Genomic DNA, 24,024 nt, shown 5'->3' with positions numbered 1-24,024 from the left:
CTACTTGTCATCAACCCCGTCAAGTCCCCCAAACGACCAGCATCCCACCTGCAACGCATCTGCCCCGGCCAACATCGCTCACGGAACAGCCCTTCACGGCGGCGCGGGCGCTCGAACTCGGCATCGTCGACGAAGTCGTCCCCGCCGACCGGTTACACGAACGCGTCACGCACTACGCCCAGCTGTCGATGGCCGGTGGAGCGGTTGCCCTGGCGGGCCGGCCATTGTTTCTACCGCGGCAAGGGCCAGACCATCGACGACGCGCTGCGGGAAGGCACCGAAGCGTTCGTCGGGATGTTCAGGCGATAGGCGGTTCGCTCGGATTCTCCCTTGGTTCCTGTGCCCGGGCGGCGTGACGACCGGTCACGCCGCCCGTCGCCGATCAGGAGCGGAAGCTGCCGTAGCGGCCGTTGAGGATGCTGTTCTTCTGTGCCTGGCTGAAGGTGCAGTTCGGGTAGCTGTAGAAGGTTGCCGACATGCACGTTCCGTCGGTGGAGGTGGCGTCGGGCAAGCCGAACGCGTGCCCCAGCTCGTGCACCATGCCGCCGTACCACCGATTCATCGGGCCGTTGATACCCGCGGCGCCGTCGGCGTCGTGGCCGCTGAGGATCACCCACCCGTTGCCGCCACCACCGGCGCCGTCACCTTCGGCGCTGATCTCGCCGACGTTGATCCAACGGCTGTCCGGTGCGCCGAGACCGAACTTGCGGCGCAACTCGACCTGCATGTTGCACACCGACCACCAGTACTGTCGCCGCAGTTCGGCGTGTTCTGGTACCAGCTTTGCAGCTGGTCTTCCGCTTGCGGTGATCGCTGGTCAGGAGCGAGGTGCACGGGATATCGGCCTCTTGAATGGCAAGTGACGCGGTCCGGCCAGCCGACAGCAGACCGTCGCTATCGGGGCGGTGAATGCCTGGCACCCGCCGCTCACCTGCGCAGTTGCGCGTTGAGCCGTGCGGCCTGTCGCGTGAGGTGGTCGCGTTCGGGGAGGCTGGGCGCCTGTCGGGCGGCTTCGGCGTAGAGGCGTGCCGCGGTCACCGGGTCGCCGTCACGCTCGTGCAGGTACGCCGCGACGGCGGTATAGCGGGGCAGGGCGGGATCGAGCTCAGCCAGCGCGGCCAGACCGGCCCGCGCGCCGTCGGCCGCACCGACCGCGACGGCCCGGTTGAGGCGGGCCACCGGGTTGCCGGTGAGGCGCACCAGCTCGTCGTACCACTCGACGATCTGCACCCAGTCGGTCTCCTCGGCCGTCCTGGCGTCGGCGTGGAGCGCGGCGATGGCGGCCTGGGCCTGGAACTCGCCCAGCCGGTCGCGGGCGAGGGCAGCCTGGAGCACGTCGACCCCCTCGGCGATCAGGCGGGTGTTCCACAGGCCGCGGTCCTGCTCGGCCAGCGGCACGAGCCTGCCGTCGGGAGCGGTCCGTGCCGTACGCCGGGCGTGGTGCAGCAGCATGAGCGCGAGCAGGCCCGCGACCTCCTCATGCTTGGTCATGACGGCCAGCTGGCGAGTGAGCCGGATCGCCTCGGCGGCAAGGTCGAGGTCGCCGGAGTAGCCCTCGTTGAAGACCAGATAGAGCACGCGCAGCACCGTGGCGACGTCACCTGGCCGGTCGAACCGTACGCCCGAGACGGTGCGCTTGGCCCTGCTGATCCGCTGGGCCATGGTCGCCTCCGGCACCAGGTAGGCCTGCGCGATCTGACGCGAAGTCAGACCGCCGACCGCCCGCAGCGTGAGCGCGACGGCCGAAGCCGGCGTCAGGGACGGGTGCGCGCACAGGAAGTACAGCCGGAGCGTGTCGTCGGCCGACTCGCCCGGACCCGGCGCGGGCTCGCTCTCGACGCGTAGCTCGCGGTGCCGTCGCGAGGTTTCCGCGCGGGCGGCGTCGAGGAACTTCCGCCAGGCCACGGTGATCAGCCAGCCCTTGGGATCCCGCAGCGGGTCGTCCGGCCACCCGCGTACGGCCTCGACCAGGGCGTCCTGCACGGCATCCTCGGCCGCCGCGAAGTCGGCTCCGCGACGGACGAGAACACCGATCACCACGGGCACCAGCTCCCGCAGCAGCGACTCGTTCACTCGATCACCGGGGGGTGCTCGGCCATGAACGGGCGCACCTCGAGCCACTCGTGGATCGGCTTGCCCCCCGCACCCGGAGCCGCGGACAACTCGCCTGCCAGCTCGAGCGCCCGCTCGTAGGTCTCGACGTCGATCACCATCCAGCCGGCGATCAGGTCCTTGGTCTCCGCGAACGGGCCGTCGGTGACCGGCGGCCGCCCCTCGCCGTCGTAGCGGACGAACGTCCCCTCCGGCAGGAGCGCCTGACCGTCGACGAACTCGCCCGTACCCTCCAGCCGGGCGGCGAAGTCCCGCATGTACTGCACGTGGGCCGAAAGCTCCTCCGGCGTCCACTGGTCCATCGGTACGTCGTTGACCGCCGCCGGCGCGCCCCGGTAGTGCTTGAGCAGCAGATACTTGGCCATCATGTTCCCCTTAGTGCGGTACGGCCCATTGTGGCCGTGTTCACTGCCGGGGACGGAGCCGCGCGCGGGTTCTCGACATGCCACCGCGACATTTCCTGGCGACTTCTCAGACTCCGCCTACCGCGACGGGCCGTTTAGCGAGTGGCGGGCAGGTAGATGGTGCGACCGGTCTGGCGAGCTTCGCGGGCGGCGGGCATGCGGGGGGCGGTGAGGTCGGACAGTCGGGCGGAGGCTTCCTTCCAGCTGAAGAAATCGAATTCGTCGAGTTCGTCGGTCTGCAACCGGATCAGGCCGGGGTCAGCGACAAGGCCGCCATCGAACAGAAAGTTGATCATTGGTTTGGGGCGGTCACCCAGCGGCGGCACGAAGTCCACGACCAGCAGGGCCCGGGCCTCGATCTTCAGGCCGGTCTCCTCGACGACCTCGCGCTCGGCGCACCCATGGGGCTGCTCGTCAGGGTCGAGGATGCCGCCTGGCAGCGCCCAATAGTCCCGGTAGTTGGGCTTGACCAGCAGGACTCGGTCGCGGTCGTCGGTGAGCAGGACAATCGCCGACACGTAGGCGGTCGGAAGGGTGGGATACCAGTCTTTGGGTTCCAGATACGGCGCTGCCACCCCATTGACGGTACTCCAGCACAGTGGGCGACCACGGGGATGACGGGGGCGGGCCGAGCCCGAGGGAAATCAGTGCTCGCCCCCGGCGTGGGGGCGAGCAGGTTGGGTTACTCCGTTACGCCGAGTTTGTCGAGGATGAGTTGGCGGGCTCGGCTGGCGTCGGCTTTGCCGCGGCTGGCCTTCATGACGCCGCCGACCAGGGCGCCTACGGCTGCGATCTTGCCACCGCGGATTTTGTCGGCCGCGTCGGCGTTGGCGGCGATGACCTGGTCGATGATCGTGGAGAGTTCGCCGTCGTCGTTGACGATCTGCAGGCCGCGGGCCGCGACCACGTCGTCAGGGGAGCCCTCTCCGGCCAGCACACCCTCCAGCACCTGCCGGGCGAGCTTGTCGTTGAGCGTGCCCGAGGCGACCAGTTCGGTCACCCGGGCGATCTGGGCGGGCGTGATCGGCAGTTCGGCCAGTGACGTGCCTGCCTCGTTGGCGCGGCGGGCCAGCTCGCCCATCCACCACTTGCGGGCGTCCGCCGCCGGAGCCCCGGCCGCCACCGTCGCCTCGACCAGGCCGAACGCGTCGGCGTTGTGCATGGCGGCCATGTCCAGGTCGGACACCCCCCATTCGGCCTGCAGCCGGCGACGCCGTACCGACGGAAGTTCGGGCAGTTCGGCCTTGAGGCGGGCCACCCACGCGGGGTCGGGCTCGATCGGCACCAGGTCGGGCTCGGGGAAGTAGCGGTAGTCCTGTGCCTCCTCCTTGGAGCGTCCGGAGGTGGTCAGGCCGGTGTCCTCGTGGAAGTGCCGCGTCTCCTGAACGATCCGCCCGCCGTCCGCGAGGATCGCGGCCTGCCGCTCGATCTCGCTGCGAACCGACCGCTCGACGCTGCGCAGCGAGTTGACGTTCTTGGTCTCGGTCCTGGTCCCCCACTCGGAAGAGCCGCGCGGCATCAGCGAGACGTTGACGTCGCACCGCATCGACCCTTCCTCCATCCGCACGTCGGACACGCCCAGCGACCGCATGACCTCACGCAACTCGGTCGCGTACGCCCGCGCGACCTCCGGCGCGAGCCGGTCCGTCCCCGGAATGGGCTTGGTCACGATCTCGACCAGCGGAATCCCGGCCCGGTTGTAGTCGACGATCGAGTAGTCCGCGCCCTGGATCCGCCCGGTCGCGCCCCCCACATGGGTGGACTTGCCGGTGTCCTCCTCCAGGTGCACCCGCTCGATCTCGATCCGGACCGTCTTCCCGTCCACCTCGACATCCAGATACCCGTCAAAGCACAACGGCTCGTCATACTGACTGATCTGGTAGTTCTTCGGCATGTCCGGGTAGAAGTAGTTCTTCCGCGCGAACCTGCACCAGCCGGCGATCGAGCAGTTCAGCGCCAGCCCGATCCGGATCGTGGACTCGATCGCGGCCTCGTTGGCCGTCGGCAGCGAGCCGGGCAGCGCCAGGCAGACCGGGCAGACGTGCGTGTTCGGCGGCGCGCCGAAGGTGGTCGGGCACCCGCAGAACATCTTCGACGCGGTGCCCAGCTCCACGTGCGTCTCCAGACCGAGCACCGGCTCGAACTGCGCCAGCGCCTCGTCGTACGGCATCAGCGTCTCGGTCACAGTGCCGGAGCCTCCTTCAGCAGCGGACCGCCCCAGCGGTCCTCGAACGCCTTCTCGACAGCGGCGCCGACGCGGTAGCAGCGGTCGTCGCCCAGGACCGGGGCCATGATCTGCAGGCCCACCGGCAGGCCGTCCTCGTCGGCGAGGCCGCAGGGCACGGAGATGGCCGCGTTGCCCGCCAGGTTGGACGGGATCGTGCACAGGTCGGCGAGGTACATGGCCATCGGGTCGTCGGCGCGCTCGCCGATCGGGAACGCCGTGGTCGGGGTGGTCGGCGAGACGAGCACGTCCACCTGGTGGAACGCGGCGTCGAAGTCGCGCGAGATGAGCGTGCGCACCTTCTGGGCCGAGCCGTAGTAGGCGTCGTAGTAGCCGCTGGACAGCGCGTACGTCCCCAGCATGATCCGCCGCTTGACCTCGGGGCCGAATCCGGCGGCCCGGGTCAGCGCCATGACCTCCTCGGCGCTGCGCGTGCCGTCGTCGCCCACCCGGAGCCCGTAACGCATGGCGTCGAAGCGGGCCAGGTTGGAGGAGCACTCGGAAGGCGCGATCAGGTAGTACGCCGGCAGCGCGTACGCGAACGACGGGCAGGACACCTCGACGACCTTGGCGCCGAGCGATTCCAGCAGGTCGACGGCCTCCTGGAAGCGGGCCAGCACGCCGGGCTGGTAGCCGTCGCCGCCGAACTCCTTGACCACGCCGACGCGCAGCCCTTCCACCGACGCCTGCCGGGCCGCCTCGACCACGGGAGGCACGGGCTGGGCGATCGAGGTGGAGTCCATCGGATCATGTCCGGAGAAGACCTCGTGCAGCAGAGCCGCGTCCAGGACATTACGGGCGAACGGCCCGGGCGTGTCCAGCGAGGACGCGAACGCGATCAGCCCATACCTGGACGAGCCACCATATGTCGGCTTCATGCCCACGATGCCGGTCACGGCGGCGGGCTGCCGGATCGACCCGCCCGTGTCGGTCCCGGTGCTCAGCGGCGCCTCGTAGGCCGCCACCGACGCGGACGCGCCGCCGGACGATCCTCCGGGAATCCTGGTCAGATCCCACGGGTTATGGGTCGGCCCGTAAGCGGAGTTCTCGGTGGAGGAGCCCATCGCGAACTCGTCCAGGTTGGTCTTCCCGAGAATGACCAGACCGGCTTCGCGCAGCCGCCGGGTCACCGTCGCGTCATACGGCGGGCGCCAGCCTTCGAGGATCTTGGATCCCGCCGTGGTCGGCATGTCGGCGGTGGTGAACACGTCCTTGTGCGCGATCGGCACCCCGGCCAGCGGCCCGAGGGGCTCCCCGGCCGCCCGCCGCCCGTCCACCGCGCGCGCCTGGGCGAGCACCGCGTTGGGGTCGACGTGCAGGAACGCGTGGACCTTGGGCTCGACCTCGGCGATCCGGTCCAGGTGGGCCTGGGCGACCTCGACGGCCGAGGCCTCCCCGGTGGCGATCAACCGGCCGAGCTCCGCCGCCGTGCGGTGGATGAGGCTCACGCTTCCTCCCCGAGGATCCTGGGCACCCGGAAACGATCGTCCTCGACGGCCGGCGCGCCGGACAGCGCCTGCTGCGGCGTCAGGCTGGGCCGCACCTCGTCGGGACGGAACACGTTGGTGAGCGGGAGCGCGTGCGAGGACGGCGGGATGTCGTCGGCGGCGACCTCGGCGACGCGGGCGACCGCGCCGACGATCTGGTCGAGCTGGGCGGCGAAGTGGTCGAGTTCCTCGTCGGCCAGCGCCAGCCGGGACAGCCGGGCGAGGTGAGCGACCTCATCGCGGGTTATGGCGGACATGAGTCTCGAACCCGTTTCTGAATGGACGTGTGGACAACAGCCATCCTAGGGGCGCGGCTCAGGCACTCGCTTCTCGCTTTCGCTCAGGCTGAGCTGTCCATTGCCAGTTCGGAGTTGTGAAGGGGCAGCCGCAGCCGGGCGCGGAGCCAGACGCCCGCTTCGGTGGCGGGCATCGGTTCGGCGAGCCACCAGCCTTGGCCCGCGTCACAGCCCATGGCCCGAAGCTGGGCGGCGATCTCCGCGGATTCGACCCCTTCGGCGACCGCGCGCAGGCCGAGCGAGCGCACCAGGTCGATGATCGACCGCACGATCCTCTCGTCATCCGGCGATTCACCGATTTTTCGCACAAAAGAGGCGTCTATCTTGACTTCGTCGACCTGGAGGCGCTGGAGCCGTACCAGCGTGGAGTAGCCCGTGCCGAAATCGTCCAGGGCCAGCGGGACGCCGAGGGCGGCCAGGGTGCGGATGGTGTCGGCGGAGTAGGCCTGGTCGGTCATCAGGATGCGTTCGGTGACCTCCAGGTGGATGGCGTTCGGCGGGAGCGCCAGCCGGGCCAGACCGGCCGAGAGCTGGTCGGGAAGCCCGGAGTCGAGCAGGTCGCGGGCGGAGACGTTGACCGAGACGGGCACCGGCAGGCCGTCGTGCCACCAGCGGGCCGCCTGGTCGAGGGCCTTGTCGATGACGTGCTGGGTGAGCTCGCGCATCAGGTAGGACTGCTCGGCCAGCGGGATGAACTCCACCGGCGAGATCGGGCCGCGCACCGGGTGCCACCAGCGCAGCAGCGCCTCGACGCCCTCGACCTGGCCGTCCTCCAGCGAGACCTTCGGCTGGTAGTGCAGGTCCAGCTCGTCCCGGTCGATCGCCCGGCGCAGATCGCCGAGCAGGCTCAGGCGCTCCGGCGAGTTCCGGTCCCGCTCGGCCACGTAGAACTCCACCCCGGTACGGCCTTCCTTGGCCATGTACATCGCCACGTCCGAACGCTGGAGCAGCAGTTCGAAGTCGGGCGCGTGATCGGGGTAGAGCGCGATGCCGATGGACGCGTCCAGGTCGAAGGTCATGCCCTCCAGGCGTACCGGCTCGGTGAGCGCGACCCGCAGGCGGGAGGCGACCTCTTTGGCGGCGTGGCCGTCGCGGATGGAGGGCAGCAGCACCGCGAACTCGTCGCCGCCGAGGCGGGCGACCACGTCGCCGGGGCGCACGCTGTGGGTGAGGCGATGCGCGACGATCTGGAGCAGCAGGTCGCCGACCGGGTGGCCGAGGGTGTCGTTGACCTCCTTGAACCGGTCGAGGTCGAGCAGGAAGAGGCCGACCCGCTCGTGCTCCCTGGCCTCGACCAGGGCTTCCTCGGTGCGCAGGATCAGCATCTTGCGGTTGGGCAGGCCGGTCAGGCTGTCGTGCATGGCCTGGTGGTCACGGCGCATGGAGAGCGTGGCGGTGAAGTAGACGGCCGCCAGCGGGGCCACGAACAGGGGCACCAGGCCGGTGGAGTGTTCCATCACGACCACCACGAGTGGAGCCAGGCCGAGCAGCGCGCCGTAGACGAGGGCTTGCGGGCCGATTGAGGCCTTGATCACCCGGATAAGCGATTTGCGTTCGTGCAGGGCGACCGCGCTGCAGACGAGCAGCCCCCGCACCGTGAAGTACGCGAGCCCCGCCAGCGCGATGGACGGCATGTCGGCGCCCTCGGGGGTCCAGGTGTCGAGGGGGCGCGGATGGATGCCGAACGCGCCGAAGACGACGGCGGAAGCCGTACAGGCCAGGGTTATCTGGGCGATGTTGAAGGCGATGCGATGCCAGGAGCGGCGATGGACCAGGCCGCTGACGACCACCGCGACCGCCTGCACCAGCACGGCCGCGGACAGGCCGTGGTGCATGAGGACGGCGAAGGTGAACAGCGTCGAGGTGGGCGTGCCGCCGACGATCGCGGACGAGCTGACCATGACCGGGCGCAGCTCGCCCAGGACCACCAGCACGACCAGGATCCAGAACAGCGCGGTCCCCGCGAGCTGGGTGAGCTCGCCCAAGCCCAGCCGGATCTGCGCGACGACCAGCGCCGTGAGACCGATCGTGATCACCGCGGTGAAGTACATCCACAGGGGTGAGCCGAGGCGCGGTCCGGTGTCCCGCGTGTCGGCCGGATCCGTCATCTCATGGCATGGCGAGAGATGGCGCGCAATTGCTGTCATCGGCAAGAAACCCCCCAAGAGGTCACTATGGGAGGGTACGGCCTCTGGGCCACTTCGCGAAACCGGTTGGGCACGTTCCGTTACTGGATATTTCGTGGCTTCTCGGCATCTGGGCACTTGGGGGTGAAAGTTTCAGATGGCCGGATACCTGTTTCGAGCGCGTTGCCAGGGGGTTTCAAGTTGGACCTCCAGCCATATTGCTCTGGGGCTTCTAGTCCCTACGATCTGGTGATTAGATCTCTGCAGATTAGTGGGAGCGCTCCCACTCCGCAGGGACGGAGACCTCATGTTTCGTAAAGGGCCCCTGACGGTGGCCGCAATCGCCGCGGCCACCGCACTCGGGATGGGTGCCGCCGTGCTCACCGGCTCCGCGGCGAATGCCGCGGACTCGGTGTTCTACGTCGACCCCCAGACGAACGCGGCGCGCTGGGTGGCCGCCAACCCGAACGACAGCAAGACCGCCGTGATCCGCGACCGGATCGCCGCGGTCCCGCAGGGGCGCTGGTTCACCACCACCAACACCTCCACGGTACGGAACGAGGTCAGCACCTACGTCGGCGCGGCCGCGTCGGCCGGCAAGATCCCCATCATGGTGGTCTACAACATCCCGAACCGGGACTGCAGCGGCGCCTCCACCGGCGGCGCGCCCAACCACACCGCCTACCGCGCCTGGATCGACGAGATCGCGGCGGGCCTGGCCGGACGGCCCGCGTCGATCATCCTCGAACCCGACGTGCTGCCGATCATGACCAACTGCCAGAGCAGCGCCCAGCAGGCCGAGACCCGGGCCTCCATGGCCTACGCCGGCAAGAAGCTCAAGGCCGGTTCCGCCGCCGCCAAGGTCTACTTCGACATCGGCCACTCGGCCTGGCTCGGCGCGGGCGAGGCCGCCAACCGGCTCGTCGCCGCCGACATCGCCAACAGCGCCGACGGCATCTCGGTCAACGTCTCCAACTACCGCTCCAGCAGCACCGAGATCGCGTACGCCAAGGCGATCATCCAGGCCACCGGCATCAGCCGCCTCAAGGCCGTCATCGACACCAGCCGCAACGGCAACGGGCCGCTCGGCAGCGAGTGGTGCGACCCCGCGGGCCGCGCGACCGGCACGTGGAGCACCAACATGACGGGGGACTCGGCGATCGACGCCTTCCTCTGGATCAAGCTGCCCGGTGAGGCCGACGGCTGCATCGCGGGCGCCGGGCAGTTCGTCCCGCAGCGCGCCTACGACCTGGCCATCGCCGCCCCGCCGCCCACCAACACCCCCTCGCCCTCACCGTCCCGCTCCCCCTCACCTTCTCCGTCCCCGTCGCCCTCCCCGTCGCGTTCTCCCTCGCCGTCCCCGTCTCCGTCGCCTTCACCGACCGGCGGTAAGGCCTGCACCGCGACCTACGCCATCACCAACCAGTGGAACAACGGCTTCGGCGCGACCGTGACCGTCCGCAACAGCGGCTCCGTCGCCACCACCGCCTGGACCGTCCGCTGGACCTTCACCAATGGTCAGGGCATCAGCCAGCTCTGGCAGGGGCAGCACACCATCAGCGGTGGCAACGTCACCGTCAACAACCTCAACTACAACGGCAACCTGGCCGTCAACGCCAGCACCTCATTCGGCTTCAACGGCACCCATAACGGCACCAACTCCGTTCCCACCCTCACCTGCACCTCCACCTGACGTCCCTCCCGCGGCTGGTACGCCTGAGCGCGACCGCCCCCAGAGGCCACCCGGCCCCGCCACCAACTCGGCGCCGGGTGGCCTTTGGCCGCATTACACCCCAGGGGTTGTCGTGCAGGTCCAGTCGGGGGGTGCCCAAGCCGAAGTGCCCTCGGCGCTGTAGGACTGGACCCTGTAGCACTTGTAGGTGTCTGGATTGAGGCCGTATTGAACAAAGGATTTCGTATTGGCGGGGGTGATCCAGGTGTTGTCGCCGTCAGTCACGCGGAATCCGGTCTCGTTGTCGGACGTGTCGGTCCAGGTCACCTTGATACGGGTGCTGCTGGTGGCGGTGGCGACCACGTTCTCCGGGGCATTCGGGTGCCCGGGCGTCGTCTCGGGCGTCGTGGTACAGGTCCAGTAGACGGGAGCGGGAGGCGCCCAAGCCGAACTGCCAGCGGCATTGTAGGACTGCACGGAGAAGCATTTGTAGGTGCCCGGAGCGAGGCCGCTGTAGGAGAAGATCTCCATGTTGGCGGGCGTGGTCCAGGTGTTGTCGCCGTCACTGACGCGGAATCCGGTCTCGTTATCGGACGTGTCGGTCCAGGTCAGCTCGATACGTGAGCTGCTGGTAGCGGTGGCGACGGCGTTCGTAGGCGCGCTCGGGCTTCCTGGAGCCGTCCCAGGTGTCGTGGTGCAGGTCCAGTACGGCGGGGCGGCGGGCGCCCAGGCAGATTCGCCGGCCGCGTTGTACGCCTGCACGGAGAAACATTTGTACGTGCCCGGAGCGAGGCCGCTATAAGTGAAAGTCTCCTTGTTGGCGGGCGTGGTCCAGGTGTTGTCGCCGTCACTGACGCGGAATCCGGTCTCGTTGTTGGACGTGTCGGTCCAGGTTAGCTTGATACGGGTGCTGCTGGTGGCGGTCGCGACGGCGTCCTCGGGGGCGGAGGGCGCGTCGGAGCTGCTCCCCGTGGGATCCACGAAAGCGAATGCGTAAAGCCACCAGTTGTTCAGACGCCCATCCGGGTTGACACCCGACTGGTACGGCAAATGCCGGAACCACCACCTCATGTAATCGAGCTGGTCATCCCCGGAGGACCGCCAACTCGCCGCGGAGACGTTCCGCTGCTTCCCGGTGAGCGACGGGTAGTCGAGCCAGTCTTCCGCGGTGCTCTTCACCCGGGTCGTGTTGCCGTAGTCGTAATCCTGCCGACCGTTCGGCGGGAAATGGCAGTCACCGACCCCCGCCTGGCCGCCGGTCTTGTACGCGACCGCCGCGAACCGGTCCCAGTTCGTGACCGGGTTCGTTTGGTTCCAGCCGCCGTAGAAATGTTTGACACTGTTCTCAGTGCGGTGGCAGAGATCGTGCAGCATCTCGGCCACCTGCCGCTCGTAGTTGAATCCCATTATGGCGAACGCGTGATCGGTCGGCACCTGCGGATAAACACCGCCGTTGATGAAGAAAGCGCCAGGCCCGGCCATGGCGGACTCCCAGGTCCCGCCGAAGTAGGGTCCGCCGAAGATCCAGATCTCGTCGACGAGCCCCGAGTTGATCGCCGCTACCGCGCCATAGTCCTGCAGCATGGCCGGGTAATCGGTCTCGTCCGGCTGGTGTGGAGTGTGATTGTCCCAGGCGTCCAGATAGGTGCTGTCGGTGTACTGGAACCCGTCTACCTTCTTGGGGAAAGTGTCCAGTGTGCTCCAGCTCACGATCTCGTAGCGCACGCGCCCGTGACTGCTGGCGGCAACCGCTGCCGCGTAGCCCTCCGCCAGCGTCCTTGGATCGTTCCAGCCGTAGATCTCTCGAATGGTTCGAGAGTCCTGGGCCTCGATGACCGGATCGAAGTCCAGAACCAGCACTTTCACCGTAATCTCACCCGACGCGGCGACCGCACTCGTGCTGAGCGCTGCGGTCTGGCCGAAAAGCACGAGCAGGGCGAAGGTCGCCCCGAGTAAGGCCCTTTTCATGATCCCCATCAATGCCCCTCTGATATCGAGGAATGCTTATTCGAATGAAACCGCTGTGGTACGGTCAAAGGCGCGGCAGGCATTCAGTCTGGAGTACCACGAACATCCCGGCAAGCAACATTTCTATATCGCCCGACTTCCCAAGTAGGGGCGACATCACATCGAGATGGGGATGCCCTCTCTTAACCGACCTTCACGGAGAAGTCGCCCCGCCTGGCCTCTCAGTCCATTACCAGGCTCGCCGCGGTCGCCTTGTTCTTGGGATCCACACATACAAGACGTCGCCAGACGGCGACAAGCATCAGCTGGCGGCAAATCCTCACCATCAACTACAGCAGTCACTGACCAAAATATTGAAGGAACCTGGCAGCCGTGACTGTTTTTTCACGCCGCGATCAGTTCATTGCTGCTGGTCTTCCGCCGAGGCTGCTTTGGGTGAGACCGTCTCGGGGCCCTCGGTCAGGAGGGTGGTGAAGCCCTCCTCGTCGAGGATGGGGACGTTGAGTTTGGTGGCCTTGTCGTGTTTGGAGCCTGCGTTTTCGCCGGCGATCAAGAAGGAGGTCTTTTTGGAGACGGAGTTGGTTACTTTGCCGCCTCGGGTGGTGATGGCGGCGGAGGCTTCGTCTCGGGTGTAGGCGGTGAGGGTGCCGGTGACGACGAAGGTGAGGCCCTCCAGGGTTTGGGGGCCCTGGTCGGTGGGGGGTTCGTCCTCCATGCGGACGCCCGCCTCTTTCCAGCGCTTGATGATGTCGCTGTGCCAGTCGACGGCGAACCAGTCCTTGATGGCGGCGGCCACCCGGGGGCCGATGCCTTCCACGGCGGCGAGTTCCTCTTCCGAGGCGGCGGCGATGGCGTCGATAGAACGGAATTCGTCAGCCAGGGCGCGGGCGGTGGGTGGGCCGATGTGGCGGATGGACAGCGCCACCAGGACCCGCCAGATCGGCTGCGCCTTGGCCAGCTCCAGCTGTTCCAGCATCTTCTCGGCGTTCTTGCTGGGGGCCCCGGCGATGGTCGCGAAGAAGGAGACCACCTTCTGCTCGCCGGTTTCCGGATCGGTTTTGGGCAGACCGGTGTCCTGGTCGCGGACGATCGACCTGATGGGGAGCAGCCGGTCCATGGTGAGATCGAACAGGTCTGCCTCGGTGCGGACGGGGGGCTCCTGCGGGGGCAGCGGCTGGGTGAGCGCGGTCGCCGCGACGTAACCCAGGCCCTCGATGTCGAAGGCGTTGCGGCCGGCCGCGAAGAAGATACGTTCGCGCAGCTGGGCGGGGCAGGCGCGGGTGTTGGGGCAGCGCAGGTCGGCGTCGCCCTCCCGCTCGTACGCGAGTTCGGTGCCGCACTCGGGACAGTGGGTCGGCATCACGAACGCCCGCTCGGTGCCGTCCCGCAGATCGGAAACCGGCCCGACGATCTCCGGAATCACGTCGCCCGCCTTGCGGAGCACGATCGTGTCCCCGATCAGCACACCCTTCCTGACCACTTCCGAACCGTTGTGCAACGTCGCCCGCTCGACCGTGGACCCCGCCACGACCACAGGTTCCATCACCCCGTACGGCGTGACCCGCCCCGTCCGGCCGATTCCGACCTGGATGTCGCGCAGCTTGGTGGTGACCTCTTCCGGCGGATACTTGTACGCGATCGCCCACCGGGGCGCCTTGCTGGTCGACCCGAGCTGCCGCTGCACGTCGATGCGGTCGACCTTCACCACGACGCCGTCGATCTCATACGCCGGGTCATGCCGATGCTCGTTGTAGTAATCGATGAACTCCTGCACCTCGGTCAGCCCGGGAACCACCCGATACAGATCGCTGACCGGCAACCCGAACGACCGCAACCGGTCATACATCTCCGACTGGGTCTTGGGGGGCGCGGCGCCCTCCCACTTCCCGACCCCGTGCACGATCATCCGCAGCGGCCGCTGGGCGGTGATCCGCGGATCCTTCTGCCGGAGCGACCCCGCCGCCGCGTTCCGGGGATTGGCGAACGGCTGCCGCCCCGCGTCCATGATCTGCTCGTTGAGCTTCTCGAAGCCCGCGACCGGCAGGAACACCTCGCCTCTGACCTCGACCAGGTCGGGCACATCATCCCCGGAGAGCCGATCGGGCACGCCCCGGACCGTGCGCACGTTGGGCGTCACGTCCTCCCCGGTGCGCCCATCCCCCCGGGTGGCGGCCCGCACCAGCCGCCCCTTCTCGTAGACAAGCGCGATGGCCAGCCCGTCGATCTTCAACTCGCACAGGTAGGGCCCGGGATCGATTTCGGCCAGCCGCTCCGCCCGCGCCTGCCACGCGGCCAGGTCCGCCGCGTTGAACGCGTTGTCCAGGCTCTCCATCCGCTGCAGATGGGTGACCGCGGCGAAATCCGTGGAGATCGGCGCGCCGATCTTCTGCGTCGGCGAATCCGGCGTGCGCAGTTCGGGGAACTCCTCCTCGATCGCCCGCAGTTCCCGCATCCACGCGTCATATTGCGCGTCGCTGACGGTGGGCGAGTCGAGCACGTGGTAACGCCAGTTGGCCTGCTCGACCAGCTCGGTCAACTCCGCATGCCGCCCGCGGCGCTCGGACAGCTCCCCGGACACACCTTCAGGCGACGTCATGCGCGTCTCCCCTCCTCATCCAATCCCAGGAGAACGGTATCGCCGGGCACCGACATTCGCCCCTCCCAAGACCGGACCTTGACGAAGGGGCCGTGCCCCGAGGACGGCGGGCACGGCCCCTCGCTCTCACCCGCCCTGTGCCCAGACCCCCTCATAGGCGGAGCACTTACCGGTGATCTTCACTGCGGTGCCCCGGCACACCTTGGCCTCGATGGACAGGACGAATCCGGTGTTCATCGTGATCTTCCGATAACCGGCCGAACAGTTCTTGTAGCTCTTGTAGACCTTCTTGCCGTTGTCCGTGAGGTATCTGAACCGAATCCAGGAACAAGGCCCGGAACCGGACCCGTCGTACAGCCTGCCGGTGACCCTGAGGCCCCCCGGCCTGGTCACGATCTTCCCGCTGGTCACCTTGGCCTTGCCGTCCGTGGAGTACGTGGGTCCCCAATGCCACGTATCGGAAGCGTTCGCCGGGGAGGCCAGAACTCCCACCAGAGTCGCGGCGGCGACCCCGGCGCTGACGAGTGCGCGCATGTATCTCTCCTTCGCTGCGAATCAAGAGATACGGGCACCCGCTTGCAGACGGCTTGCGGCCGGCTACTCGGCCTCTGGATCCTCACGCAGCACGCGCGCCGCTTCCCGGCAGCGGATCAACGCGGCCTTCGCGTAAGCCGGCGACGCTCCGGCCAGCCCGCAGCTGGGCGTGAGCACGACCTGCCGGGCCAGCGTCTCCGGCCGGAACCCGAGCCGTCGCCACAGCTCGACCGCGGGTTTCGCGACCGCGTCCACCGCGGGCAGGCGGGTGTCCACGCCCGGGACCACGCCAAGTAATAAGGCGGTTCCCGCTTCGATCGCGGCACCGATCTCGTCCTCGTCCGTGCGTCTCATCAGGGCGGTGTCGAACGAGATTCCGCGGGCGCCGGCCGTACGCAGAACGGAGAAAGGCACGTGCGGCGCGCAACAGTGCACGATCGGGAAGTCGGCGACCGAGAGCACCCGTCCGAGCCGGTCCGCGGCATTGGAGGCCTCCACGGCTGCCACCCGCCCGAATCCGGACGCGGTCGGCACGTTTCCCGCCAGCACCCCGGGCAGCCCCGGCTCGTCCACCTGGACGATCAGTTCGGCCCCCGGAACCCGCTTCCGGACGTCCGCCACGTGGGCGGCGAGCCCGTCCGCGAGCGAATCGACGAGATCCCGCACCGCCCCCTTGTCGGCGAGGGTCTTGTCGCCATGCCGCAGTTCGATGCTCCCCGCGAGCGTCCACGGCCCGCACACCTGGATCTTGAACGGCCCCGAATACCCCTGCGACACCTCTTCCAGCATGTCCAGGTCGCGCAGCAGGTGATCGCGAGCGCGCTTGAAATCCCGGCCGGGCCGATCGCTGAACCGCCACCCCGACGGCTGCACCTCGACGGGCAGCTCGACCAGCAGCGACGCCGTCCGCCCGATCACATCCGCGCCGACTCCCCGGCCGGGCAGCTCCGGCAGGTACGGCACTGGCAGCTCGTCGAACACGGTCTTCAGCGCAACCAGGACATCTTCGCCTGGATGCGACCCGACCCCCGTCGCCGAGCCTTCGTTCCAGGGATTGTCACTCACAGGTTCTAGCTTATGACTTATGAAGCTCACCAAGTTCGGTCACGCCTGCTGGCACCTGGAGAAGGACGGCTCCACCCTCGTCATCGACCCCGGCTCCTTCAGCGGGCCGGGCCTTCTCGACAACGCCAAGGCTGTCCTGATCACGCACGAGCACTTCGACCACCTGGACGTCACCGTGCTCCGCGGCGCCTCCCCCGACCTGGAAATCTGGACCTGCCAGGCGGTGGCGGACCAGCTCACCGACATCCCCGCCAAAATCCACGTCGTCCGCGACGGCGACAGCTTCGAGACGGCGGGTTTCACGGTCAAAACCATCGGCGAATGGCACGCACCCAACCACCCCGACCTGCCGATCGTCCAGAATGTCGGCTTCTTCGTCGACGAGGAGGTCTTCTACCCCGGCGACGCACTGACGCCCCCGGGCGTGGACGTTCCCACCCTCCTCGTCCCCACCAACGCTCCCTGGCTCAAGGCCTACGAAATGATCGAATATCTCCGCGCCATCCGGCCGGCCCGCGCCTACTCCACCCACGACGGCCTCGTCAACGAGTACGGCCAGCTCCTGATCGACACCTGGCTGACCAAAGAAGCCGAGAAACAAAAAGCCGACATGCGCCGCATCCCGGTCGGCGACTCCGTCGAGATCTGACCTGCGAGGACGCGCTGAGTCCCGGGTGGAGCAGGCGGTGAAGCCGGGCGTATCAGGAGGCGGACGAGATGGTGGCCGAGCCGATGACCATGTCGCCGGTGTAGAGGACGGCGGCCTGGCCTGGCGCGACGCCGGTGGCGGGGGTGGTCAGGTGGATGTTGAGCTGGTCGCCGGAGAGCTGGGCCTGGCACGGGTAGACCTCGCCGTGGGCGCGGAGCTGGACGTGGCAGGCGAACGGCGTGGCGGGCGGGTCTGCCGGGCCGTTCCAGAGGGGGTTGTCGCACGTGATGGAGGTGACCTGGAGGGACGTGCGGGGGCCGACCGTGACCGTGTTCGAGACGGGCTCGATGGACAGGACGTAGCGGGGCTTGCCGTCGGAGGCAGGGCGGTTGAGGTGCAGGCCCTTGCGCTGGCCGATCGTGTAGCCGTACGCACCGGGGTGGGTGCCGACGGTCTCGCCGGTCAGCGCGTCGACGATCGGGCCCTCGGCGGAGCCGAGGCGGTCGGCGAGGAAGGCGCGGGTGTCGCCGTCGGCGATGAAACAGATGTCGTGGCTGTCCGGCTTGTCGGCGACGGTGAGGCCGCGGCGGGCGGCCTCCTCGCGGACCTGGGCCTTGGTGGAGTCACCGAGCGGGAAAATGGCGTGGCTGAGCTGCTTGCGGGTGAGCACGCCCAGCACATACGACTGGTCCTTGCCCTGGTCGGGGGAACGGTGCAGAACACCGTCCGCCAGGCGGGCGTGGTGGCCAGTGGCGACGGCGTCGAACCCGAGGGCCAGCGCCCGGTCCAGGACGGCCTCGAACTTGATCTTCTCGTTGCAGCGCAGGCACGGGTTGGGGGTACGGCCGACGGCGTACTCGCTGACGAAGTCCTCGACGACGTCACGATGGAAACGCTCGGCCATGTCCCAGATGTAGAACGGGATGCCGATCACGTCGGCGGCGCGGCGGGCGTCGCGGGAGTCCTCGACCGTGCAGCAGCCGCGGGCTCCGGTCCGGTACGACTGGGGGTTGGCGGACAGCGCGAGATGAACGCCGGTCACATCGTGACCCGCCTCGGCGATCCTGGCCGCCGCGACCGCTGAATCAACGCCGCCCGACATGGCAGCGAGCACACGCAAGGTTCCCATAACAATTCGAGGTTACCGCCCCCACCGGAGTCACTCGCCGGGGTTTTCCGTCCGCCGGCAATCCCACGGATCACGACGCCTCGTGGGTTGGGGATCCGGGTGGTCGGGGGGTGCGTTGGCAGGGGGATGGTTTGGCTGGGATGATTGCTGCCCATGCGACTGTTCGGGCGCAAGAGCGAGCCGGTGGATCCGGGTGCGTTGATCGCTGCCTTCTGGACCTGGTGGGACGAGGCTCGGCCTCGGGTGGACGTGCTGGTGGACGCGGGTGAGGCGGGGGAACTGGCCGAGCTGGTCGGGCCCGCGGTGACCGCGCTGGACGCGTCGCTGATCTGGGAGGTCGCGCCGGGGCTCGCGGCGCGGCACGCGCTGGTGGTGAGCGCGGCGGGTAATCCGGAGTTGCGGTCGTTCGCGCATCGGTGGGCGCTGGCGGGGCCCGCTGCCGACGAGCGGTGGGAGTTCCATCCGTCGCGGCAGGCCAATCCGCAGGCGCTCGGTCTGACCATCGATGTGGGCGGACATCAGTTCGGCATGGATCGGTTCGTGCTGGGGGTGCGGGTTCCGCCTGGTACGCCCCGGGTGAACGTTTCCGCATACCACCCGATATTTCAGGACATCGATGATGAGACGCGGATGGAGACCACGCTGCTCGCGCTCGACTGGCTTCTTGGCGAAGACGAGGTAGCCCGCTGGATCGGCGACATCGTCGCCTCCGAATTCGAGCCCATCGACGCCATCCCCGCCATCCACCTCCCCGGTGTGGTCGCGGACGTCGCCCAAAGTTTCCCCGCCGACCGCTGGATCCTCATGGAAGGCCAGACCGGCACCGGCAAACCCCTCAAAGCCACCGCCCGCTACCCTCTCCGCCCTGTCGACTACCCCCTCTTCGACCAGCACATCGCCATCACCGTCCCCTACCGCGCCAGCGACCCCGACGGCCTCCCCACCCCCGAAACCCTCACCACCCTCACCACCTTCGAAGCCCAACTCACCACCACCCTCACCAAGAACGCCGTCCTAGCCGCCCACCTCACCACCGAAAACACCCGCACCTACCACATCTACGCCAACCCCACCGCCAACACCGCCCCCACCTTCAAAACCCTCACCTGGCCCGAAGGCCGCCCCCGCATCACGATCAACGACGACCCATCCTGGTCAGCCGTAGCCCACTTCTTGACCTAATTCCCGTGACCTGACGGGGTTCTCCCCTTCGTCAGTGCCGGGCAAGGGAGTGCCGTACCGAGGACGTCGTGGCTGGCGCCGGGTATCCCTTTCCTGGCGGTACGGGCTGGTGCGGAGCGGTGGGCCGGTTGCATGCCATAGGCACCCCGACGGCGACCGCAAGGATGAGCCAGGGCAGGGTCTGACCAGCTAGTTAACGATTACAGTTCGCAAGTGGGCATACGAGCCGTCAGGCCATTCGTTGTACGCGCGGGTGGTGACTGCAGTGCCACCGGAATCAGTGGCGACCGCCCAGATCTTGAAATCCGGACCGTCGTAGATCATCCCGTCCTTCTAGGCGGCTGGTGTTAATCGCCGACATCTCAGTAAACGAGACGTTCATTTGCGATCGCGGTGGCTGCGTGGGCCGGGATCGTGGCGATGCCGGGTATCACCGCGATGCTCCATGACGACCGTGAACAGCCGGGCGAACCTAGTCCTGTTCGACTACTGCCCCTTCTTGCCGCGCATCGCGAGTCTTAGTACGAACACGACACCGGCGATGACTGCGACGACGAACGCGATGGCCAGGATGATGATCAGTAACTCAGTTGGCCCGAGGTTCGGCATGGAGTTCCCCTGATAGTCGAGGCAGTCGTCTTCGCCTGCCCCGTGATGCTTCCACGCCCATGAAAGCCCGGCAAGAGGCCGGGTGACCAGGGCCAGTTCGAGCCTGAATCATCAGGTCAGTGGTCCAATCGACCAGGGCGGTGCGGGTCCGCGCCTTCTGCCCGGCTCGGACGTAGGGACCGGGTCACAGTACGCTTGATTGGTTGTGCGTTTTGGACGGAGGGGTCGTGGGGACCGCGTACCTGGATCATGCTGCGACGACGCCGATGCTGCCTGAGGCGATCGGCGCCATGGTGGCCGAGTTGAACCAGGTGGGGAATGCTTCGTCGTTGCATGCGGCGGGGCGGCGGACTCGACGGGTGGTGGAGGAGTCAAGAGAGACGATTGCTTGCGCGTTGGGGGCCCGACCCAGTGAGGTGGTTTTCACTTCGGGAGGGACCGAGGCGGACAATCTTGCGATTAAGGGGTTGTTCTGGGCGCGGAAGCGGCCTCGGATTCTGATCAGTGCGGTGGAGCATCATGCGGCGCTGGATCCGGCGCACTGGCTGGCCGACAACCAGGGGGCGGTTGTCGAGTTGTTGCCTGTGGACGCGCAGGGGCGGGTGCATCCGAACACGCTGCGGGCGGCAATTGACGCCAATCCCGATGATGTCGCCCTGGTCAGCGTGATGTGGGCCAACAACGAGGTGGGCACGATTCAGGCGGTGCCGGAGCTGGCGGCGATCGCGCACGCGCACGGCATTCCCCTCCATACGGACGCGGTCCAGGCAATCGCTCAGCTGCCGGTGAACTTCGCCGAGTCCGGGGTGGACGCGATGACCATTTCCGGGCACAAGGTCGGCGGCCCGATGGGGGTCGGCGCGCTGTTGCTGGCGCGTGGCGTCGATCCGGTGCCGGTGCTCCATGGCGGCGGCCAGGAGCGTGATGTCCGTTCTGGCACCCTTGACGCACCCGCTATCGCCGGTTTCGCGGCAGCCGTACAGGCCTCGGTGGACCGCCGCCCCGAGCAGGCCCCGCGCCTGGCCGCACTCCGCGACGACCTGGTCAGTCGGGTACGGCAGGCGGTCCCCGACGTCATCCTCAACGGCGACCCGATCGACCGCCTCCCCGGCAACGCTCACTTCACCTTCCCGGGCTGCGAAGGCGACGCCCTGCTCATGCTCCTGGACGCCAAGGGCATCGAATGCTCCACCGGCTCGGCCTGCTCGGCGGGGGTGGCCCAGCCGTCCCATGTCCTGCTCGCCATGGACCAGGACACCACCCGGGCACGCGGCTCGCTGCGTTTCTCCCTCGGCCACACCTCCACCCAGTCCGATGTCGACCGCGTGGCCGACGTCATCGCCGTGGTGGTGGAGCGCGCCCGCCGCGCAGGCCTCACCTAATGAATTTGTGACTTAACCGTCCAGACGGTACAGTAAAGGGCATGAAAAGGGACGAGCTACTTGACGCTGCGGAAGGCCTGCTGGCCGACCACGGCGTTCAGGCGCTCACCCTCGCCGCGGTCGCCGAGCGTGCCGGGGTCAGCAAGGGTGGGCTGCTCTACCACTTCAAGACCAAGGACGCCCTGGTCGCGGGCATGATCGACCGGCTCATCGCGGACTTCGACGCGCTCGTCGCGGCCCAGGACGAAACCTGCTACACCCGGGCATACGTGCGAGCCACCTTCGTCGCCGTCCAGAGCGGCCGGCTCAGGCGCTGGGCCGTCGCCACCGGAGCCGCGGGCGACCCCGCCCTGCTGGTGCCGCTCCGCGAGGCCATGGCCCGCTGGCACACCCACGATCTGGCCACCGAGCCGGACCCGGTCCTGTCACGGATCGTCCGGCTGGCATGCGAAGGCGTCTGGGAAGCCGCCACCCAATGCCCCACGATCTTCGACCCTGGCCGCCCCCACCAAGGCGACTTCCCCGGCCTCCGCGAGCGCCTTCTCTCCCTCGTGCATTAGCTCCCCAAAGAGCCCTGGGAAAGCAGCCACCAGTCGTCCTCCGCTCACCATCAGACTCGATGACCCTCCACCCGACGCATATTGGTCGGCTCGCTACACGACCCGACCAATATCACGAAATTTCGAGGGCCGGATGGTCAGGTGCGCCCTGGTCGCTGTGGCGGGAGCCGGACATATTCGCCGATATTCCCGTAGTCGTCGTGGCGGATCTGTCGGATGGTCCCTGGGGGATATGTCGCAGCTGAGGATGGATGGACCGGCCGCATGACAGGGTTGCCGTGTTCGTCGAGCACGATACCGCCGTCGGGGCCGATCATGGGAGCTTGCTCGCCGTAGTAAGGCCCGCTCGGCGGCACCTGCTGGGAGTCACCAGAATCCGCCGACATTGAGCCCTCCTTCTACCTCGATGGCGAATCCGGGCAAACCACTCAGGCGCGAAACTTTGAAATCGCCATGCCGCCACACTAGTCCAATTCACGAATTTCTTATGAATTAGTCGACCTAAACACGCGCTGGCAGCGCATATCCGCATTCCTACCACAATTTCGCGGCCGAGCTCTCGGCCGATCATGAAAGGAGCTTGTAATGACGCGCGCCCTGAGGACTGCTCGGTTAGGGGCGATCCTCACCTTTGTCCTGGCTGGAGTCATGTGTGGGACGTACACCGTCCGGATTCCGGCGCTGACCGACAAACTCGGCATGTCCGAGGCGGAGGTCGGGATCGTCTTGCTTGCCTGGGGGCTTGGTGCCCTGGTGACCATGCAGGCGATGCGCGGGATCATGGGCCGCGTCGGCAGCCGGGGTGTTCTGGGCGTCTCCGCGCCGCTTTGCGCGGGAACGCTGGCTCTGGTCGCGTTCGCCTGGTCGGTTCCGGTGCTCGTGGTGGCTTCCGTCGTCTTCGGGATGGCGTTCGGGGCCGTGGATGTGGCCATGAGCGCCCAGGGCTCCGCGGTCGAACGCCGTGCCGGTCGGCCGCTGTTGAGCGGAATGCACGCCGGATGGTGCGTGGGCGCCATCTCCGCCGGTTTGCTGGGCACCGCCGCGATCGCCGCCGGACTGTCGCTCACCGCGCACATCCTGCTGATCGCCCTCATCTCGCTCCCGGCCTCGATGGTGCTGAGCCGTTTCTACCTGAACGACCGTATCCGCACGGCGGAGGCCGGAACCCGGCAGCGCCTGCCCGGTGTCGTCTACCTCCTGGGCGCCATCACATTCGGCGCGTTCATGGTGGAAGGCGTCGTCGCCGACTGGAACGGCCTCTACCTCCGGGACGCGCTCAACGCCCCGGAAGCCCTGGCCGCGCTCGGATATCCCATCTTCGAAGGCGGCATGCTCCTCGGCCGCCTCTCCGGCGACCGGCTCCGCCTCCGGTTCGGTGCCCCCGGCCTGATCGCCTTCTCCGGCCTCGCCACCGCGGCCACCTACGGCGCGGTCATCCTGGTCGCCTCCCCCGTGGCGGCGGTGGCCGGCATGCTCTTCGTCGGCATCGCCGTAGCGATGATCTCCCCCATGGCCCTGTCCCTGGCCGGTACGGCATCCGCCACCCCCGGCCCCGCCATCGCCCAGACCGGCGCGATGGGCTACGCCGGACTCCTCCTGGGCCCGGTCCTGGTCGGCTTCCTCTCCGGCGCGACCTCCCTCCGGCTGGCCATGGTCACCGCCGTCGTCCTCGGCGTGCTCATCGCCGTGGCCGCCCGCTTCCTCCCCCGATCCCGTACGGCCGGAATCGAACCGGCCGACGAACGCGTCCCGATCGCGGCATGACCGAACAAGCGCCGGACAAAGGAAATGGCGCCGCTCCGACCCGGAGCGGCGCCATCGCCGTTAACAGGCTATTTGCGCTTCGCGATTTCCTCGGTGAGCTGGGGAACCACCTGGTTGAGGTCGCCGACGATGCCGAAATCGGCGATTTCGAAGATGGGAGCCTCGGGATCCTTGTTGATGACCACGATGGTCTTCGAGGTCTGCATGCCCGCCCGGTGCTGAATCGCCCCGGAGATACCCGCCGCGATGTACAACTGCGGGGACA

Annotated in this window: 22 protein-coding genes; 6 read left to right on the top strand and 16 right to left on the bottom strand. The window is 67.8% G+C overall.

What is annotated here, in order from left to right:
• Nucleotides 1-382: 382 nt before the first annotated feature.
• The 8 genes from ABGB08_RS34625 to ABGB08_RS34590 all read right to left on the bottom strand — a co-directional run bounded on the left by ABGB08_RS34625 (nucleotide 383) and on the right by ABGB08_RS34590 (nucleotide 8,631).
• Nucleotides 383-727 carry a hypothetical protein gene (locus tag ABGB08_RS34625; protein WP_347599222.1) on the bottom strand — a complete coding sequence of 115 codons (345 nt, stop codon included), beginning with the start codon at nucleotides 725-727 and terminating at the stop codon, nucleotides 383-385.
• Nucleotides 728-927: 200 nt separating this feature from the next.
• Nucleotides 928-2,073 carry a DUF6596 domain-containing protein gene (locus ABGB08_RS34620; RefSeq protein ID WP_347599219.1) on the bottom strand — a complete coding sequence of 382 codons (1,146 nt, stop codon included), beginning with the start codon at nucleotides 2,071-2,073 and terminating at the stop codon, nucleotides 928-930.
• On the bottom strand, nucleotides 2,070-2,477 hold the full coding sequence (locus ABGB08_RS34615; protein WP_347599383.1) for a YciI family protein: 408 nt from the start codon (nucleotides 2,475-2,477) through the stop codon (nucleotides 2,070-2,072). The genes ABGB08_RS34620 and ABGB08_RS34615 overlap by 4 nt, the downstream gene beginning before the upstream one ends.
• Before the next feature lie 134 nt (nucleotides 2,478-2,611).
• Nucleotides 2,612-3,091 (bottom strand): NUDIX hydrolase, encoded by a 480-nt coding sequence (locus ABGB08_RS34610; protein WP_347599216.1) that lies wholly within the window; start codon nucleotides 3,089-3,091, stop codon nucleotides 2,612-2,614.
• Nucleotides 3,092-3,198: 107 nt separating this feature from the next.
• Entirely contained in the window at nucleotides 3,199-4,686 is a 1,488-nt protein-coding gene (gene gatB, locus ABGB08_RS34605) for an Asp-tRNA(Asn)/Glu-tRNA(Gln) amidotransferase subunit GatB (protein ID WP_347599380.1), read from the bottom strand.
• An 11-nt stretch (nucleotides 4,687-4,697) separates the two neighbouring features.
• The gene (gene gatA, locus ABGB08_RS34600) at nucleotides 4,698-6,188 is read right to left on the bottom strand and encodes an Asp-tRNA(Asn)/Glu-tRNA(Gln) amidotransferase subunit GatA (RefSeq protein ID WP_347599214.1); all 1,491 of its coding nucleotides are present in this window, start codon (nucleotides 6,186-6,188) and stop codon (nucleotides 4,698-4,700) included.
• The gene (gene gatC, locus ABGB08_RS34595; RefSeq protein ID WP_155349692.1) at nucleotides 6,185-6,484 is read right to left on the bottom strand and encodes an Asp-tRNA(Asn)/Glu-tRNA(Gln) amidotransferase subunit GatC; all 300 of its coding nucleotides are present in this window, start codon (nucleotides 6,482-6,484) and stop codon (nucleotides 6,185-6,187) included. Before gatC ends, gatA begins: the two co-directional genes overlap by 4 nt.
• Before the next feature lie 83 nt (nucleotides 6,485-6,567).
• Entirely contained in the window at nucleotides 6,568-8,631 is a 2,064-nt protein-coding gene (locus ABGB08_RS34590; protein ID WP_347599210.1) for an EAL domain-containing protein, read from the bottom strand.
• Nucleotides 8,632-8,956: 325 nt separating this feature from the next.
• On the opposite strand from ABGB08_RS34590, the gene ABGB08_RS34585 reads away from it, so the two are divergent.
• Nucleotides 8,957-10,342 (top strand): glycoside hydrolase family 6 protein, encoded by a 1,386-nt coding sequence (locus ABGB08_RS34585; RefSeq protein WP_347599207.1) that lies wholly within the window; start codon nucleotides 8,957-8,959, stop codon nucleotides 10,340-10,342.
• Nucleotides 10,343-10,435: 93 nt separating this feature from the next.
• Here the strand turns inward: ABGB08_RS34585 and ABGB08_RS34580 are convergent, their stop codons facing one another.
• The 4 genes from ABGB08_RS34580 to ABGB08_RS34565 all read right to left on the bottom strand — a co-directional run bounded on the left by ABGB08_RS34580 (nucleotide 10,436) and on the right by ABGB08_RS34565 (nucleotide 16,484).
• Complete coding sequence (locus tag ABGB08_RS34580; protein ID WP_347599204.1) at nucleotides 10,436-12,298, bottom strand: fibronectin type III domain-containing protein; 1,863 nt, start codon at nucleotides 12,296-12,298, stop codon at nucleotides 10,436-10,438.
• Between the two features lie 391 nt (nucleotides 12,299-12,689).
• Nucleotides 12,690-14,885 (bottom strand): NAD-dependent DNA ligase LigA, encoded by a 2,196-nt coding sequence (ligA, locus tag ABGB08_RS34575; RefSeq protein WP_347599201.1) that lies wholly within the window; start codon nucleotides 14,883-14,885, stop codon nucleotides 12,690-12,692.
• A 126-nt stretch (nucleotides 14,886-15,011) separates the two neighbouring features.
• Nucleotides 15,012-15,419 (bottom strand): hypothetical protein, encoded by a 408-nt coding sequence (locus ABGB08_RS34570; RefSeq protein ID WP_347599198.1) that lies wholly within the window; start codon nucleotides 15,417-15,419, stop codon nucleotides 15,012-15,014.
• Nucleotides 15,420-15,482: 63 nt separating this feature from the next.
• On the bottom strand, nucleotides 15,483-16,484 hold the full coding sequence (locus tag ABGB08_RS34565) for a methionine synthase (protein ID WP_347599195.1): 1,002 nt from the start codon (nucleotides 16,482-16,484) through the stop codon (nucleotides 15,483-15,485).
• A gap of 19 nt (nucleotides 16,485-16,503) precedes the next feature.
• Here ABGB08_RS34565 and ABGB08_RS34560 point away from each other — a divergent pair, with 19 nt between their 5' ends.
• Nucleotides 16,504-17,133 carry an MBL fold metallo-hydrolase gene (locus ABGB08_RS34560; protein WP_347599192.1) on the top strand — a complete coding sequence of 210 codons (630 nt, stop codon included), beginning with the start codon at nucleotides 16,504-16,506 and terminating at the stop codon, nucleotides 17,131-17,133.
• A 52-nt stretch (nucleotides 17,134-17,185) separates the two neighbouring features.
• On the opposite strand, the gene mnmA is transcribed toward ABGB08_RS34560, so the two are convergent.
• A complete protein-coding gene (gene mnmA, locus ABGB08_RS34555) occupies nucleotides 17,186-18,262 on the bottom strand; it encodes a tRNA 2-thiouridine(34) synthase MnmA (protein ID WP_347599189.1) in 1,077 nt (358 codons plus the stop codon).
• Nucleotides 18,263-18,415: 153 nt separating this feature from the next.
• Between mnmA and ABGB08_RS34550 the strand changes: the two genes are divergently transcribed.
• Nucleotides 18,416-19,444, top strand: coding sequence for a DUF695 domain-containing protein (locus ABGB08_RS34550; RefSeq protein WP_347599186.1), 1,029 nt, complete (start codon nucleotides 18,416-18,418; stop codon nucleotides 19,442-19,444).
• A gap of 486 nt (nucleotides 19,445-19,930) precedes the next feature.
• Here the strand turns inward: ABGB08_RS34550 and ABGB08_RS34545 are convergent, their stop codons facing one another.
• A complete protein-coding gene (locus ABGB08_RS34545) occupies nucleotides 19,931-20,053 on the bottom strand; it encodes a hypothetical protein (RefSeq protein ID WP_347599183.1) in 123 nt (40 codons plus the stop codon).
• Nucleotides 20,054-20,280: 227 nt separating this feature from the next.
• Here ABGB08_RS34545 and ABGB08_RS34540 point away from each other — a divergent pair, with 227 nt between their 5' ends.
• Complete coding sequence (locus tag ABGB08_RS34540; RefSeq protein WP_347599180.1) at nucleotides 20,281-21,435, top strand: cysteine desulfurase family protein; 1,155 nt, start codon at nucleotides 20,281-20,283, stop codon at nucleotides 21,433-21,435.
• Between the two features lie 41 nt (nucleotides 21,436-21,476).
• Nucleotides 21,477-21,995: a TetR/AcrR family transcriptional regulator gene (locus ABGB08_RS34535; protein ID WP_347599177.1), complete on the top strand. Its 519-nt coding sequence runs from the start codon at nucleotides 21,477-21,479 to the stop codon at nucleotides 21,993-21,995.
• 137 nt (nucleotides 21,996-22,132) lie between these two features.
• Here the strand turns inward: ABGB08_RS34535 and ABGB08_RS34530 are convergent, their stop codons facing one another.
• Nucleotides 22,133-22,381, bottom strand: coding sequence for a hypothetical protein (locus ABGB08_RS34530; RefSeq protein WP_347599174.1), 249 nt, complete (start codon nucleotides 22,379-22,381; stop codon nucleotides 22,133-22,135).
• Nucleotides 22,382-22,580: 199 nt separating this feature from the next.
• Here ABGB08_RS34530 and ABGB08_RS34525 point away from each other — a divergent pair, with 199 nt between their 5' ends.
• Entirely contained in the window at nucleotides 22,581-23,759 is a 1,179-nt protein-coding gene (locus ABGB08_RS34525; protein WP_347599171.1) for an MFS transporter, read from the top strand.
• A gap of 68 nt (nucleotides 23,760-23,827) precedes the next feature.
• On the opposite strand, the gene ABGB08_RS34520 is transcribed toward ABGB08_RS34525, so the two are convergent.
• On the bottom strand, nucleotides 23,828-24,024 hold a 197-nt coding region (locus tag ABGB08_RS34520; protein ID WP_347599168.1), incomplete at its 5' end, for an FAD-binding protein.

Origin of the sequence: Acrocarpospora sp. B8E8, from assembly GCF_039871605.1 — a bacterium.
Classification (GTDB): Bacteria; Actinomycetota; Actinomycetes; order Streptosporangiales; family Streptosporangiaceae; genus Acrocarpospora; species Acrocarpospora macrocephala.
Note: the sequence above shows the minus strand (reverse complement) of the source record. Positions and strands in the feature narration are given on the sequence as shown.

Bases quoted from the DNA above. Each gene is read 5' to 3' on its own strand.
- ABGB08_RS34625 (WP_347599222.1), bottom strand. From the start codon at position 727: ATGCAGGTCGAGTTGCGCCGCAAGTTCGGTCTCGGCGCACCGGACAGC.
- ABGB08_RS34615 (WP_347599383.1), bottom strand. From the start codon at position 2,477: ATGGCCAAGTATCTGCTGCTCAAGCACTACCGGGGCGCGCCGGCGGCG.
- gatB (WP_347599380.1), bottom strand. From the start codon at position 4,686: ATGCCGTACGACGAGGCGCTGGCGCAGTTCGAGCCGGTGCTCGGTCTG.
- gatC (WP_155349692.1), bottom strand. From the start codon at position 6,484: ATGTCCGCCATAACCCGCGATGAGGTCGCTCACCTCGCCCGGCTGTCC.
- ABGB08_RS34590 (WP_347599210.1), bottom strand. From the start codon at position 8,631: ATGACGGATCCGGCCGACACGCGGGACACCGGACCGCGCCTCGGCTCA.
- ABGB08_RS34585 (WP_347599207.1), top strand. From the start codon at position 8,957: ATGTTTCGTAAAGGGCCCCTGACGGTGGCCGCAATCGCCGCGGCCACC.
- ABGB08_RS34580 (WP_347599204.1), bottom strand. From the start codon at position 12,298: ATGGGGATCATGAAAAGGGCCTTACTCGGGGCGACCTTCGCCCTGCTC.
- ligA (WP_347599201.1), bottom strand. From the start codon at position 14,885: ATGACGTCGCCTGAAGGTGTGTCCGGGGAGCTGTCCGAGCGCCGCGGG.
- ABGB08_RS34570 (WP_347599198.1), bottom strand. From the start codon at position 15,419: ATGCGCGCACTCGTCAGCGCCGGGGTCGCCGCCGCGACTCTGGTGGGA.
- ABGB08_RS34560 (WP_347599192.1), top strand. From the start codon at position 16,504: ATGAAGCTCACCAAGTTCGGTCACGCCTGCTGGCACCTGGAGAAGGAC.
- mnmA (WP_347599189.1), bottom strand. From the start codon at position 18,262: ATGGGAACCTTGCGTGTGCTCGCTGCCATGTCGGGCGGCGTTGATTCA.
- ABGB08_RS34550 (WP_347599186.1), top strand. From the start codon at position 18,416: ATGCGACTGTTCGGGCGCAAGAGCGAGCCGGTGGATCCGGGTGCGTTG.
- ABGB08_RS34545 (WP_347599183.1), bottom strand. From the start codon at position 20,053: ATGCCGAACCTCGGGCCAACTGAGTTACTGATCATCATCCTGGCCATC.
- ABGB08_RS34535 (WP_347599177.1), top strand. From the start codon at position 21,477: ATGAAAAGGGACGAGCTACTTGACGCTGCGGAAGGCCTGCTGGCCGAC.
- ABGB08_RS34530 (WP_347599174.1), bottom strand. From the start codon at position 22,381: ATGTCGGCGGATTCTGGTGACTCCCAGCAGGTGCCGCCGAGCGGGCCT.
- ABGB08_RS34525 (WP_347599171.1), top strand. From the start codon at position 22,581: ATGACGCGCGCCCTGAGGACTGCTCGGTTAGGGGCGATCCTCACCTTT.